We start from the raw sequence: 13,328 nt of genomic DNA, 5'->3' as shown, positions 1-13,328 counted from the left end.
TTTGGGGGGATCAATCCGTTGTTTCGTCCGGCCAATGGCGGAGGAGGAGCTGCTCCACCTTGGACAGATGGGCCAGCATCAGCTGTCCGGCCAAAGGGGCGTTGCCTTCCTCGATGGCATCAAATATGGCGCTGTGCTCCTTGTGCAGCCTCTCCAGCGTCCGGTCCTCGGAAAACAGCCATAAACGCCGGCTTTCCTTCATGGTCGCCTGGAGGGTATCGGAGATTTGCAGCATCAGCCCCGCCAGCATTCGGTTCCCGGTAGCGTCGGCTACCGCCAGATGAAACTGGGCGTCGGCCTCCTCGCCCAGATGGTCATCCCGGACGGCGCTCTGCATGGCTTGCAAAGCCTCCTTCATGGCCGCCAAATGCTCCGGCGTCCGTTTGGCTGCGGCGGCGGAGGCGGCCCCCGCTTCCACGATTTTGCGGACCTCGAAAAATTCCAGCACCTCCTGCCGGGTAAGACCCGCCACCAGCCGCAGCGGCCCGGGCCCTTCAAGGGATTCCGCCTTGGCGACAAAGGTGCCTTCCCCTTGGCGAATTTCCACCAGCCCGGTGGCGCGGAGGGCGGATAAGGCCTCACGGATGGTGGAGCGGCCTACCTGAAAGCGTTTGCCCAATTGCTCGACGGAATCCAGCCGCTCTCCCGGCTTTACCAAACCGTTCTTAATGCTCTCCTCGATCTGCTCCGCTACCAGCTCACAGCTTTTGCGGCGCTGGACCCGGGAATATGGCATAAGCTCACCCCGCTACATATATAGACTGCCATCCAATAATCCGGTCATCAGATGGGTTTATATTTAAGTATATATTCATTCACAATTTCGTCAATAATAATTCTAACAATTAAATAAAAATATTTTTGGCATAGCTTGTTTCAAATAACCCCGGGAGAGGTATATGAACTCTTGTAATAAAACAAATGTCTATTCCCAGTGGGCGCCGGAAGTGGAGGGGGCTACTTCTGCAGAAAGGTCCCCCGGAAAGCGTTTTCTGCAACGAACAGGACGCAAAAGCATTTCTTCATGGAATTGTCGAAGGACTTGGATAGGGGTCGGACAATACTCGGGGAATTTTAAAAAATGGAGCAATCCTGTGTCGAAATGTGGATAAATAACAGAAGGGGATACTCATTATCAATAACGAAATATAGCCTTTTAATAATATATATAAGCATTTTTTCTATATAGAACAAGGGTTTTGAACAAAGTCCAATAAAAATCTGGGTATTCGACAAAATGAGGCGGTTTACAGGTTCGTTTTAACGAAGTATAATCAAAAACGTCAAGAAAAATTCATAATTGATCGCGACAGCAGGAGAAGCTTGACTTTTACAGTGCGAGGATCTTTGAAAAGGACGGAGCGCTGATGAATCTGTGAAGAGGAGCGGTTAGTTATGAAGATGGTTCTTGATCTGGATCATATCGTCAGGGAGTTGGGTATCTCCCAAGACGCCTTTGCACAGTGGAAAGCCGCCAACCTCGAAAATGCCTCGGCTAGCGGCTCTGCGTCATGGTCAGCGCTGGAAGAAAGCGGGTTTCACGGCAAAAGCTACTCTAAAGCGGCGGATTTGATGACCGGCTGAGTATGAAAAAAGAAATTTAGCGATTCATGGAACGGTCAGCGCGGATAAAGGCGATGAAACGTCTTGATTCTTCCGGGGTAAGCTTTCTTCCGTCGACGGTAAAGGAGAACTTATCCAGAAGCTGCTCGTCTGACAGTTCCAGATTTTCGCTGAAATCCCGGATGGCCATATCCGTAACTTGAGTAGGTTCGGAAGTGCGGCCCAACAGATAGTCGACCGATACATGGAAGAAGTCGGCCAATTTGGTCAGGGTGGTATAATCCGGTTCGCGGCGGTTTTTCTCATAGTGGGAAAGAGAAGCCCGGGATATGCCGATTTTGTTGGCCAAGTCCTCCTGGGTAAGTCCCCGTTTTTCCCGTAACAAGGCGATTTTATCTCCACATGTAAACATGAAATAGCTCCTTTTTCCTCGGTGTGCCTCGCTTTTTACAGGACCCTTTGTAAGATACATTATGAATCATAACCGATTTTTTTTCAATGATACGTTACATTGTGTATCTTAATTTTGGCGGATAACCTTTTTAGGCAAATTTTAACGGAAATTATCATAATGATTTGGAAATATTATTTATAAAATGTCACATAATGTAACCATTATGGGCGAATGTCAGGAAGGGGGAACTCTATGGCAAACCGGGATCGGCGTTCTCCTTCACGGCCTGCGCAGGAGAAGTCTCTCCACATCGGCCAGAAAATCCGGCAGATGCGGCAGGAACGGGGGCTAAGCCTAACGGCCTTGGCGGCGCGGGCGGGCATTGCCAAATCCTATCTTTCCAATATTGAGCGCCGGGTCCAGTCCAATCCGTCCATGCTGTTTTTGGAGAAGCTCAGCCGGGTTTTCGGCGTTGAGGTGGAAACCTTCGTCAAGGATATGGGCATCCGGCCCGAGTTGGACGGGGAATGGGTGGAGCTGGTGCAGGAGGCCGTAAAGGCAGGGGTGGAGAAGCGGGAGTTCCGCACCCTCATCGAATTCAAGAAATATCTGAAGCAAACCGACAGCAGCTCCTGATCACCACCGGTACACCCGGCAGCCCATCGGCAAAGCAAATGATTGCGGGGCTGCGGCGGGAGCGCCTTTTTTTTTCTTTCCTCCCCTCCCGGGGGAACCCGGCTCTCCTCGGCTCTCCCCGAACTCCGGCTCTCCACCAACTGCGTCCCCCCAGTAACCGAGTTTAGTCTTATGGCCACGCGCACCCAGCCTTCTTGGCTGCTGTAACCTCCCTGAAAGTAACCCCTTTTTTGTAACGGAACTATTCGGACCTTATGAGGCAAAATCAGGCGTTGTCTGCTCCTTGCGGAACTGAGCGACGCTTATTCCGGCTGACAACGCTGGAAACGGCTAAAAGTGGCGGTATCCCCTCCCCCAAGAGCTTCTCAGTTCCGTAAGCGCGCCAAACATGTGTTCTTAGGCTCATAAGCGTCGTTTAGTTCCGTTAGCGTAGAGAGCCCCAGGAAGATGGCGGACGAGCGCCCCCATAGGGATTTGGAATTGAATTGGCTTGCCGGATTCTGGTATGATCGTCACAAAGCGGCGCCGGGTGCTCCTTCGGGAGCAGCTTGGTCCACGGGGAATTTTTCTCATAAACCGAAGAGGGAGTGTTGGCAAGTGGCGAAGGACGCTAAAGCAGATAATGAGGCCAGGACGGGAGCCGAGACTAGAGCGGAGACTGGAACGGAAGCTGTAACGGAGACGGGGGCCGGGACTGGAGCAGAAACGGGAGCGGAAGCTGGAGCGAAGGCCCCGGATTTCCGCCTGGAGGCGGCTGACGGCCGGGAATACAGTCTGCAGGATTATGCGGGGAAAATGGTGGTGCTCTATTTTTATCCCAAGGACAGCACGCCGGGCTGCACCCAGGAGGCTTGCGATTTCCGGGATTATAACGGAAGGCTCACAGCCGAAGGCGCGGTAATCCTGGGCATCAGCCCGGACAGCGTAAAGTCCCACGGGAAATTTGCGGACAAGCACAGCCTGTCGTTTCCTCTGCTGTCCGATCCGGAGCATGAGGTGTGCCAGCGCTACGGGGTTTGGCAGCTGAAGAAAATGGCCGGGCGGGAGTACATGGGCGTGGTGCGGACTACGTTTCTCATTGACGGAGAGGGGCGCATTGTCCGGGAGTGGCGCAAGGTGAAGGTAAACGGCCACGTAAACGAGGTGCTGGAGGCTATTCTGGCGGTGAAGCGGGAGCAGTACTGAAGGCAAGTTTCTATGGCGGGGATGCGGCCTGTGTCCGGATAGCGCGCACAGTCCCGGATTTCGGAAGGCGAGTACGGCTTGTCCTGTCGAATATGGTTTGTCATAAGGGTAGAAGGCCTCCCATATACTCTATCAGAACGATCTGGTAGAAATGACGGGAGGCCTTTTGCATGGCGCATAAAGAGTTGCTGATCAGAGGTATGCAGAGCATGGGACGGCGGGGCCGGAAACGGGCAGGCTGCCTTCTGGCGGCCGTATGGCTATGGGTTGAACTGACGGGCGCTGCCGCAGCCAATGCGCAAGCGGCTCCGGCAGACCAGGCCGAGGCGTATGCCATTCTGGCAGGGGGCAGCCGCATCCGGGCGGAGCGGGAGTACACCGTTCCGGACCAGCCTACGGTGTATCTGACCTTTGACGACGGGCCCAGTAAATATACGGAGCAGGTTTTGGATATTTTGCAAAAGGAAGAGATCAAAGCGACGTTTTTTGTGGTGGGGCAGCTTGTCCCGGACCGCAAGGACGTGGTGGCCCGCATCGCCCGGGAGGGCCATGCCATTGGCAATCATACCTATAACCATGTATACAGCGAGCTGTACAGCAGCTTTCAGGGGTTTTGGAGCCAGACGGTGAAAACAGACAATGCGCTGGAGGAGGTTCTGGGGGAAAAGCCGTTTTTGCTGCGGGCGCCCGGGGGAACCGCCACCAATTTCGATCCCTTCTATTTCTATTATCTGGAGCAGGCGGGGTATACCATTGTGGACTGGAATGTGGATTCCCGGGACGCCATCCGGCAGGGGGTTCCGGCGGAGGAGATTGTGGCCACGGTCAAAAAAAGCCCCCTCAAGCACCAGCTGACCGTGCTGATGCATGACGGGGCGGGACACGGGGAGACAGTCAAGGCGTTGCCGGAGATTATCGCCTATTACCGGGAGCAGGGGTATGCCTTCGCCGCGCTGGACAGAAGCGTAAAGCCGGAGCAATTCTCCCTCTACCGCAGCAAATGGGCCAGAAGCTATTCCGCGGAAAGCTTCGTGGACTCCGCCGCCCTTGCCGCCGGGCGCCAGGAGAAGGTACGCCACGCAGAGCAGGAGCGGCTCCTGGCGGAGCAGACCCGGCTGGCGCAGGAGGAGGCAGCCGCGGCGCTGGCTGCCCTGGCCCGGCAGCGGGCGGAGGAGGTTCCCCTGTCGGTAGCGTTTGCGCCGGACAGGGAATGGGTGCTTGCGCCGGGCGGCTACTCCTTTGACCACGGCCGGTTTGCCGTGCCTCTCCGGGGGCTGGTGGAACGGCTGGGCGCCCAGGTGGCCTGGGATGAAACCAAACGGACGGCCACAGTCCGCTTGGGGCTTCTAACCGCAGAGATCGACCCGGTGCGGCGGACCATCACGGAAGCCCGGCCGGGCCGCATGCCTGTCGTTCGTTTCCTGGCGGATGTCAGTCTGACGGACGGTGAAATCCGCATTCCCCTCCGGTACGGCGCGGGACTTCTGGGCAGCCGGGTGGAAAGCTATGATCTGGACCCGGCAAACCGCAATGTGCAATTAGCTTCAAAAAGCGGCGGGCCTGCCGCTATTCTTCACCCTTTTGCCGGCTGGCCCCGGGTCTAAATCTCTTACTTGCATGTCTAAAACACTAGGAATCCGGAAAAACTAGAGATACAAGAATCCGGATTTGGAGGTTTTATTCATGTCAAGCTTGTCCCATAGCATGCCGTTTGAGGAGCCGCTTCTGCAGTTGGAGCGTGTGATCGCCAATATTGAAAAAGTAATGGTCGGCAAACGCCGTCCCGTAGAGCTGGTTTTGACATCGCTGTTGTGCGGCGGCCATGTGCTGCTGGAGGATGTTCCCGGCGTCGGCAAGACCATCCTGGTCAAAGCGCTGGCCAAAACGGTGGATGCCGGCTTCAGGCGCATCCAGTTTACCCCTGATCTCCTGCCCTCGGATGTAACGGGCGTGTCTGTCTACAACAGGGGACTGTCGGCGTTTCAGTTCCGACCCGGCCCGCTTTTTACCAACATTGTCTTGGCCGATGAGCTGAACCGCACCTCCCCCAAAACCCAAGCCGCACTGCTGGAGGCCATGGAGGAGCGGCATGTTACCGTGGATGGGGAAACCTACCCCCTGCCCCGCCCCTTCCTGATTCTGGCCACCCAGAATCCGCTGGACCATGCAGGCACCTACCAGCTGCCGGAGGCGCAGCTGGACCGGTTCTTCATGCGTATTCGGCTGGGGTATCCCGACCGCGGGCATGAGGTGGAAATGATGGGCCGGATGCAGGAGACCTCGCCCTTGGACACCCTGAAGCCGGTGCTGATGGTGGAGGAGCTGCAGGTGCTCCAGCGCCAGGTGCGCCATGTCCATGTGGACGAATCGCTGAAGGAATATATGGTGGAGCTGGCCGCAGCCACCCGCAAGCACAAGGATGCCGTGCTGGGGGCAAGTCCCAGGGCGGTGCTGGCGCTGATGCTGGCTGCCCAGGGCACGGCCTACCGCAAGGGCCGCAGCTATGTGGTGCCCGACGATATCAAGGATATGCTGGAGCCGGTGCTGGCCCACCGGATTCTCCTCACCCAGGAAGCCCGCATGGCCGGACGCGTCTCCGAGCTGATCCTCCGGCAGGCGATTGCCGAGGTGCCGGTGCCGGGTCTGCGCTATGCGCCGGGTTCGTAGGGGCGTGAGGGGCATGATGATCCGCAGCCTATACCGGCTGGCGTTTTTTTTGCTGTTGGCCGCAGGCGCTGCCGCTCTGGCCGCGCTGCGGGGCGGGCAGGCGGCCTGGTTTTTGGCCTGGCTGCTGACAGGGGCGGGAGCGGTGTCCCTGTCCGTCTTTTTGTTTAGCTTAATGAAGGCGGAGGTTGTCCGCAGCGGAGACAACCAGACCCTGTTTCCCCGGGACGAGCTGACGGTGGAGCTGAAAATCCGGCATATGTCCCTTTTGCCCGTGCTGTGGATGTCCGTGGCCGACCGCTTCGTCCGGGAGGCGGACGGGCAGCTGTATACGGTGCGGAAGCGGGTGTATCCCGGGTGGAGGGGGCGCTTTACTGTACGCTACCGGATTTCCGGCTTGGAACGGGGAAGCTACCGCTATACGGGAACGGAGCTGCTGGCAGGGGATTGCTGGGGGCTTGTCCAAAAAAGACGCCTTCTTCCCGGCTCCGGGGGTTTTACGGTGCTGCCGGAGGGAAGGGCCGTTCTGCCCGTTGGCCTTCCCAAGGGGGCAGGCGGCGATGAAACGGAAGGGGCCTCTCCCTTCCGGCCTTCCATCCCCGGGCATGGGGTCCGCCCGTATGAAAACGGCGATCCGCTGCACCGGGTTCACTGGAAATCCACCGCCCGCCGGGACGGGCTGATGACGCGGGTGGACGAGCCTGCCCTGGAGCGGCGGTTCCAGGTTATGCTGGACGGGAGCGCGTCCGCGTATCAAGGACGGCCTGAGCTGTTCGAGCAGGCCATCCGCTGGGCGGCGGGGATTCTCCAGGCGGCGGGGGACATCCGGGCCATGGCGGGTTTGGCCTGCAACGGCAAGCAGCCCATCCGGCTGCCGCCCCATCTGCCGGACAACGGCCTGCCGGCGCTGCGCCTGCTTGCCGTGCTGGAGACCGGCGGGGAGCAGTCCTTCGCCGAGCTGCTGATGGACTGCGGCAGCCGTCCAGGGGGCAGAGACGATGCGGTGGTGGCCGTGACGCCGGTCATAGATTTTGCGGTGGAGCGGGCTTTGGCCCAGCTCTGCCAGGGAGGCCGGCAGGTATTCGTCTATCATCTGCTGGGAGCCCGTTTGGCGGGAGAACGGGAGCTGGAGCAGAAGCGGCGGCTGGAGTCGGCGGGCTGCCGGGTGCATCAAATCCGCGAAGCCCGCATAGAGAGGACGGTGAGGCTTCATGCCGAATCGGAAGGAGCTTGAAGCTTTGCGGCTCCGGCGGCGTGGCGTGGCGGCATCCGGCGGTTCCTATAGCGGAGGCGGTTTTGCAAGCCCGGAGCCGGATGCAGCCTCGTCGGCCTCTTCAGCCCCGTCGGCATCCGCTGCCCCCGCTGCGCCTGCGGCCGTGGCGGACCACGGGCCGCCCCCGGCCTTGCCCGCTACCCGGTGGGCGGCAGGCTTGCTGTTCCTGGTGCTGCTGTGGGCGTGGATCAAGCCCATTGCCATGCTCTCCGGCTGGACGGAGCCGGATAAGCTGTGGCCGCTGCTTGCGGCAGTGGGCATCTGTGTGCTTCTGGATGTGGCCAATATTTCCGCCTGGGCAAGTGTGCCCTTGAAGGGACTGGCCGCCTGGCTGGCGGCGGGCTGGATTTTCTATGAAGGCGGCGGAAGCGCATCCTTCCTTCCCGGCTGGCTCCGGCAGTATGGCGGTGTGCTGAGCCGGGATGCGGAGGCTTTTCTCTCCGGAAATGCCGCAGCCATCAGCGGGGAGCACCGGACCCTGATCTTTCTGGCAGGCTGGATGGTGCTGGCGGGGGTGGTGCAGGCCCTGCTTCTGCACAGCAGAAGGGCATTGTGGCTGTTGGCCGTCACATGGGCATATCTGGCCGGGCTGCAGCTTTGGCCAGGGACGGACACAACTGGGGAGCTGATGGCCTCCGGTGCGGCGGGGCTGGCTTTGTTGGCCATGCTGAATCTGGACCGGATCGGCACAGCAGGCAGGCCGGAATTAACCCGGACGGCGCCGATTAACCGGCTGTCCGGCATGGCGCCGCCGCCCCCGGCAAACCCGGACGCTTCAGAGACTGCGCCAAATCAGGCAAGCCCGGCGGCTTCCCCGGCAGGTTCGGCGGCAAGCCAGGCCGCTCCGCCTTCGCCGGGCAGCCCGGTGCGAATCGCCTACGACCGCAAAGGGAATCTGTATGTACCCCCCTGGGCATACAGTTTGGCTCTTACGCTGACCCTGGCTCTGTTTCTGGCGGCATGGATCGGCAGCAGCGGGCAAAAGGACGCTTTACGCCCGCTGGATGCAGGATATTTGAACAAATGGGCGCAAACCCTTGTATCCTTGTGGTCCGACCGCGGAGAAAGCGGCGCGGATGCCAGAACCGTCTTCGCCGGCGGGGGCGGCGTCACCGGCTACAACAGCGGCGATTACCGGTTGGGCGGACCGCTGGAATTGCGGGATGAGCCGGTGTTTGCCGCCCGTTCTCCCATCAGCACCTATTGGCGGGGAGAGAGCAAGGACTATTATGACGGCACCGGCTGGAGCAGCCGCTCCGGCAGCGCCGGCGAAGCTGCGGATGGGCAACCGGCAAGCTCCGCCGCACTCACCGTTACCCAGGAGCTGCTTTACAGCGGGCGGCAGGAGATGAATCTGCTGTTTGCCGGAGGAATAATCGAACAGGTGGAAGCCCTGTATGCTGCCGACGGCAGTCTGGTCTCTGCCAACAGCGTGTCCCGGGATGAACGCTCCGGCAAGTATGAATTTCTTTCCTCCGGCAAGCAGCTGGGTTATGCCCGTTTTAAGGCCACGCTTAACGGTTATTCCGAAGCGGAGCTGATGAATGCGGCAGGAGACATTCCCCCGGGGATTGCCGCCGCTTATCTGCAGCTTCCCGACAAGCTCCCGGAGCGGGTCAGAGAGCTGGCCCTTGCCGTCTCCTCCCCGGGAGCAACGCCTTACGCCAAAGCGGTTCTGCTGCAAGCCTATCTCCGGGAGCACTACCGCTACAGCCTGACAGAGGTGGCTATGCCGGCCAAGGGCCAGGATTTTGTGGACGCCTTCCTGTTCGGCTCGGCGGGAGGATATTGCGACTACTTCTCCACCTCGCTGGCGGTTCTGCTTCGGGCCTCCGGGGTTCCTGCCCGCTGGGTCAAGGGCTTTGCCCCGGGGGAAGCGACCCCGGACGAAAACAGCGCTGTCCAGACCATTGCCGTCAGCACCCGGAACGCCCACTCCTGGGTGGAGCTGTATGTTCCCGGCGCAGGCTGGGTAGCCATGGACCCCACTCCGGGTTTCGCCGGATTCCGGCTGGCAGATTCCTCTGCCGCTCCGGCGTTGGCTCTTGCGGATAATGAAGCGGGAGCACAAGCAAAGTCGCCGAATGGACCGGACAGCAGCCTCTTGTCCCGTTTGGAGAATAGCTTCAGGCAGCTTACCCAAGCCGTTGGGGAGCCGGCCTCCCGCTGGAGCAGCCAGGCGCTGAACACCCTGCAAAAGCATAGCCCCACCGCTGCTCTCCTCACAATGGCCGCCGCACCGGCGATATATGGGATATTCCGCCGCCGCCATCTGCTCCGGCTCATGTTCAGCCTGCGCTTCCGCTCCCGCGGGCGGAAGGGGGGCGAGATCGGGCAGCGGTTAGTGGAGCGGCTGTGGCAGCGGGTTTTTCAGCTTTACGGCTCCCCGTTGCCCGGTCAGACCCTGCGGGAATATGCCATGGAAACAGGCCGGCGCGCTCCGGGACAGGCCGATGCGCTCTGCGAGCTGACGGATCTGGCGGAGAAAATGCAATTTTCCCGCGAAGGCCCCGCCTGGATCAGCGGCAGAAGGCTGGAGCGGCTGTGGCGCACATTCTTCGGACCGCCCGGCGCTGCTTCCGCAACGAAGCATCCGGTTTCCGGACAGCCGGGAATGGAGCCTCCCGTCTCCAACTAGAAACGATTCCCTGGGTAAAACGCTATCCTTTCGCCCATGGCGGAGGATAGCGTTTCTACATTTTGGAGAAAATCAATATGGAGAGCCTCTATCTTGATAAAAGGGTGGTCATATATGGCAATGCTGCTTGATTGGATTCTGTTTTTGCCCCCTTGGCTGCTGCTGGCCTTTCTTAAGCCGGAGCGGAAAAGGCGGTTTATGTCCGGCACCTTTCTGGTTATTGTGCTGGCTGTGATTTGTTACGAAATATCTGAAAAGCTGGATTGGTGGAGAGTTAAGGAAAGCACCCTTTTCTTTACCAATATCTCCTCCTTTGTGTTTGGCTTAATGCCTGTGGTTGCGCTGTTCGTATTTTACCTGACCTTCCCCAACCCATGGCTTTACTTTGGCGCGAACCTCATCCTTGATGCGTTTCAATGCTTCATTTTCGCTCCGTATGTGCTGGAAAAAGCAGGCTTGTACGAAATGGGAACCATGAGCTATTTCGAGGTGTATCTTTTGCAGACGGCGGTTGCCGCCGCTATATATTTTTATCAGAAATGGTATGAGCACGGCATGTCCTATGACACCGAGGCCCCGCTGGAAAGGTGGTTCCGCAGCCTGAATTTCCGGCAAAAGGCCAGGTAAGGCATTGCATACGAATAGAATAGAGAGGTGAGGTGCAACGTGTCTACATGGCTTGCATGGCTTTTATTTTTGCCGCCTTGGCTGCTGCTAGTGTTTTTGGAGCCGGAACGGAAACGGCGGTTTATTCCTGTTGCGCTTCTGTCCTGCCTGATTTCCACAATTCTTTTCCAAATGGCGGTGAGTCTGAACTGGTGGTCGGTGACCAGCAATATCTTTTATTTCACGCACATATCCGCCTTCGTATATGGTTTTCTGCCGGTGGGGGCGTTGATCTCCTTTTATTGGACCTACCCCAATCCATGGATTTATTCGGGTTCAATTTGGTTATCGATGCTCTGCAAGCGTATGTGATCAGCGTGTATATCTTTGAAAAAGCAGGCTTTTACCAACTGACCGGAATGAACCATACCGGCCTGTTTGCACTGCAAACCATTTTCTCCATTATATTGTATGCTTTCCAAATGTGGCTGGAGCGCGGCCGGCAATTGGACAATGAGGAGGTGCCCATGGCCAGGTGGCTGGGCAGATGGTTTTTCCGGACGGGGGCAAGATAAGCAAATTGCCCTTATTTTGCAGCGGACAGCCCCTTTACAAGCTTGCTATGGAACGTTTAGAATATTAGGCATCAAATATGTGGGCGCTGCCGTGTTGGACGGGCGTCCTGGAAAGCGCAGGTAAATGATGAAGCCGAATGAAATCGTTGTCGTGCTGGACTTTGGCGGCCAATACAACCAGTTGATTGCAAGACGTATCCGGGATTTGGGAGTGTACAGCGAGCTGCTGCCGTACAATGTTTCGCTGGACAGGCTCAAGGCGCTGGCGCCCAAGGGCATTGTATTCTCCGGAGGACCTTCCAGCGTATATGCGGAGGGAGCGCCTCATGTGGACCCGGCTATTTACGATCTGGGCATTCCGGTGCTGGGGATCTGCTATGGCATGCAGCTGATGGCATTCCAATTGAACGGCAAGGTGGAACGGGCCGCCAAGCGGGAATACGGCAAGGCCGACGTGGAATTCGCCGCCGGCAACAGACTGGCGCAAGGGCTGGAGCAGAAGCAGACGGTTTGGATGAGCCACGGAGATATGGTATCCCAGGTTCCGGAGGGCTTCGTCATTGATGCTTTTACCGCACATGCCCCGGTGGCCGGCATGAGCCACGCGGCGCGCAATATGTACGCCGTGCAGTTCCATCCCGAAGTGGTGCATTCCGTTTACGGCAATGAGCTGATTCATAACTTCCTTTATAATATTTGCGGCTGCCATGGCAATTGGAGCATGGAAACCTTTATCGAAGATACGGTAAAAAGCATCCGCGAGCAGGTGGGCAGCGAAAAGGTGCTGTGCGCCCTCTCCGGCGGCGTGGACTCTTCCGTAGTCGCCATGCTGATCCACAAGGCCATCGGCGACCAACTGACCTGTATGTTCATTGACCACGGCCTGCTCCGCAAGGATGAGGCGGAAAGCGTCATGGAAACCTTTGTCGGCAAGTTCGATATGAAGGTTGTGAAGATTGACGCCAGGGAGCGGTTCCTGGGCAATCTGGCGGGTGTGGACGACCCGGAGAAGAAGCGGAAGATCATCGGCAACGAGTTTATCCGCGTGTTCGAGGAGGAGTCCGCCCAGTTTGACGATTTCGCCTATTTGGCCCAAGGCACCCTGTATACGGATATTATCGAAAGCGGCACGGCTACGGCCCAAACCATCAAGTCCCACCACAACGTGGGCGGGCTGCCGGAGGATATGAAGTTCAAGCTGGTGGAGCCCCTGAAGGAGCTCTTCAAGGATGAGGTGCGCAAGGTAGGCGAGGCCTGCGGTCTGCCCAAGGCTATCGTGTGGCGCCAGCCGTTCCCGGGTCCGGGTCTGGCCATCCGGGTGTTGGGTGAGGTTACCGAGGACAAGCTGCACATTGTGCGGGAATCCGACGCCATCCTGCGGGAAGAGATCGCCGCGGCGGGTTTGGACCGGGAAATCTGGCAATACTTCACCGCGCTGCCCAACATGAAGTCCGTAGGCGTCATGGGCGACGAACGCACCTACTCCTACACCATCGGCATCCGCGCCGTCACCTCCATCGACGGTATGACCGCCGATTGGGCCCGCATCCCCTGGGACGTGCTGGAGAAGATCAGCGTACGCATCGTCAACGAAGTCGAAAACGTCAACCGCGTGGTCTACGACATCACCTCGAAGCCTCCGGCTACCATTGAGTGGGAGTAAGTAGTCAAAAGCTGTAAAACCTTGCTACAAGCGAGCTTTCGGTGCGTCTAATCGGTCATTGATACTGATTTGATACTAACTTTTATCCCGTGGTAAATTTTGACAGAGTGAAAACTCCCGTCTGAACGTTA

Annotated in this window: 12 protein-coding genes; 10 read left to right on the top strand and 2 right to left on the bottom strand. The window is 58.2% G+C overall.

The features are described from left to right. Positions 1–10: 10 nt before the first annotated feature. Positions 11–736, bottom strand: a complete 726-nt coding sequence (locus tag DQG13_RS19430) for a FadR/GntR family transcriptional regulator (protein ID WP_113021449.1) — start codon at positions 734–736, stop codon at positions 11–13. A gap of 659 nt (positions 737–1,395) precedes the next feature. Between DQG13_RS19430 and DQG13_RS19425 the strand changes: the two genes are divergently transcribed. Further along, positions 1,396–1,584 carry a hypothetical protein gene (locus DQG13_RS19425; protein ID WP_113021448.1) on the top strand — a complete coding sequence of 63 codons (189 nt, stop codon included), beginning with the start codon at positions 1,396–1,398 and terminating at the stop codon, positions 1,582–1,584. Positions 1,585–1,600: 16 nt separating this feature from the next. On the opposite strand, the gene DQG13_RS19420 is transcribed toward DQG13_RS19425, so the two are convergent. Next, a complete protein-coding gene (locus DQG13_RS19420; protein WP_113021447.1) occupies positions 1,601–1,975 on the bottom strand; it encodes a helix-turn-helix domain-containing protein in 375 nt (124 codons plus the stop codon). A 234-nt stretch (positions 1,976–2,209) separates the two neighbouring features. Here DQG13_RS19420 and DQG13_RS19415 point away from each other — a divergent pair, with 234 nt between their 5' ends. The 9 genes from DQG13_RS19415 to guaA all read left to right on the top strand — a co-directional run bounded on the left by DQG13_RS19415 (position 2,210) and on the right by guaA (position 13,197). Continuing rightward, complete coding sequence (locus DQG13_RS19415) at positions 2,210–2,593, top strand: helix-turn-helix domain-containing protein (RefSeq protein WP_113021446.1); 384 nt, start codon at positions 2,210–2,212, stop codon at positions 2,591–2,593. Positions 2,594–3,190: 597 nt separating this feature from the next. Next, a complete protein-coding gene (bcp, locus tag DQG13_RS19410; RefSeq protein ID WP_258525769.1) occupies positions 3,191–3,778 on the top strand; it encodes a thioredoxin-dependent thiol peroxidase in 588 nt (195 codons plus the stop codon). 170 nt (positions 3,779–3,948) lie between these two features. Continuing rightward, positions 3,949–5,382: a polysaccharide deacetylase family protein gene (locus tag DQG13_RS19405; protein ID WP_113021444.1), complete on the top strand. Its 1,434-nt coding sequence runs from the start codon at positions 3,949–3,951 to the stop codon at positions 5,380–5,382. A 79-nt stretch (positions 5,383–5,461) separates the two neighbouring features. After that, the gene (locus DQG13_RS19400) at positions 5,462–6,445 is read left to right on the top strand and encodes an AAA family ATPase (RefSeq protein WP_113021443.1); all 984 of its coding nucleotides are present in this window, start codon (positions 5,462–5,464) and stop codon (positions 6,443–6,445) included. A 13-nt stretch (positions 6,446–6,458) separates the two neighbouring features. Continuing rightward, positions 6,459–7,676 (top strand): DUF58 domain-containing protein, encoded by a 1,218-nt coding sequence (locus DQG13_RS19395; RefSeq protein ID WP_181592850.1) that lies wholly within the window; start codon positions 6,459–6,461, stop codon positions 7,674–7,676. Then, positions 7,654–10,353 carry a DUF4129 domain-containing transglutaminase family protein gene (locus tag DQG13_RS19390; protein WP_113021441.1) on the top strand — a complete coding sequence of 900 codons (2,700 nt, stop codon included), beginning with the start codon at positions 7,654–7,656 and terminating at the stop codon, positions 10,351–10,353. The genes DQG13_RS19395 and DQG13_RS19390 overlap by 23 nt, the downstream gene beginning before the upstream one ends. A 114-nt stretch (positions 10,354–10,467) precedes the next feature. Further along, positions 10,468–10,980: a hypothetical protein gene (locus DQG13_RS19385; protein ID WP_113021440.1), complete on the top strand. Its 513-nt coding sequence runs from the start codon at positions 10,468–10,470 to the stop codon at positions 10,978–10,980. Positions 10,981–11,036: 56 nt separating this feature from the next. Beyond that, complete coding sequence (locus DQG13_RS30565; protein ID WP_146767174.1) at positions 11,037–11,534, top strand: hypothetical protein; 498 nt, start codon at positions 11,037–11,039, stop codon at positions 11,532–11,534. Positions 11,535–11,658: 124 nt separating this feature from the next. Continuing rightward, positions 11,659–13,197 (top strand): glutamine-hydrolyzing GMP synthase, encoded by a 1,539-nt coding sequence (gene guaA / locus DQG13_RS19375; RefSeq protein ID WP_113021438.1) that lies wholly within the window; start codon positions 11,659–11,661, stop codon positions 13,195–13,197. Positions 13,198–13,328: the final 131 nt, after the last annotated feature.

It is taken from the genome of Paenibacillus sp. YN15 (assembly GCF_003285005.1).
Lineage (GTDB): Bacteria > Bacillota > Bacilli > Paenibacillales > NBRC-103111 > Paenibacillus_AR.
This window is presented reverse-complemented; position numbering and strand designations above follow the sequence as displayed.

What these genes read in the sequence shown, in the direction of transcription:
- DQG13_RS19430 (WP_113021449.1), bottom strand. Translation starts at nt 736, where the DNA reads ATGCCATATTCCCGGGTCCAGCGCCGCAAAAGCTGTGAGCTGGTAGCG.
- DQG13_RS19425 (WP_113021448.1), top strand. Translation starts at nt 1,396, where the DNA reads ATGAAGATGGTTCTTGATCTGGATCATATCGTCAGGGAGTTGGGTATC.
- DQG13_RS19420 (WP_113021447.1), bottom strand. Translation starts at nt 1,975, where the DNA reads ATGTTTACATGTGGAGATAAAATCGCCTTGTTACGGGAAAAACGGGGA.
- DQG13_RS19415 (WP_113021446.1), top strand. Translation starts at nt 2,210, where the DNA reads ATGGCAAACCGGGATCGGCGTTCTCCTTCACGGCCTGCGCAGGAGAAG.
- DQG13_RS19405 (WP_113021444.1), top strand. Translation starts at nt 3,949, where the DNA reads ATGGCGCATAAAGAGTTGCTGATCAGAGGTATGCAGAGCATGGGACGG.
- DQG13_RS19400 (WP_113021443.1), top strand. Translation starts at nt 5,462, where the DNA reads ATGTCAAGCTTGTCCCATAGCATGCCGTTTGAGGAGCCGCTTCTGCAG.
- DQG13_RS19395 (WP_181592850.1), top strand. Translation starts at nt 6,459, where the DNA reads ATGATGATCCGCAGCCTATACCGGCTGGCGTTTTTTTTGCTGTTGGCC.
- DQG13_RS19390 (WP_113021441.1), top strand. Translation starts at nt 7,654, where the DNA reads ATGCCGAATCGGAAGGAGCTTGAAGCTTTGCGGCTCCGGCGGCGTGGC.
- DQG13_RS19385 (WP_113021440.1), top strand. Translation starts at nt 10,468, where the DNA reads ATGGCAATGCTGCTTGATTGGATTCTGTTTTTGCCCCCTTGGCTGCTG.
- DQG13_RS30565 (WP_146767174.1), top strand. Translation starts at nt 11,037, where the DNA reads ATGGCTTTTATTTTTGCCGCCTTGGCTGCTGCTAGTGTTTTTGGAGCC.
- guaA (WP_113021438.1), top strand. Translation starts at nt 11,659, where the DNA reads ATGATGAAGCCGAATGAAATCGTTGTCGTGCTGGACTTTGGCGGCCAA.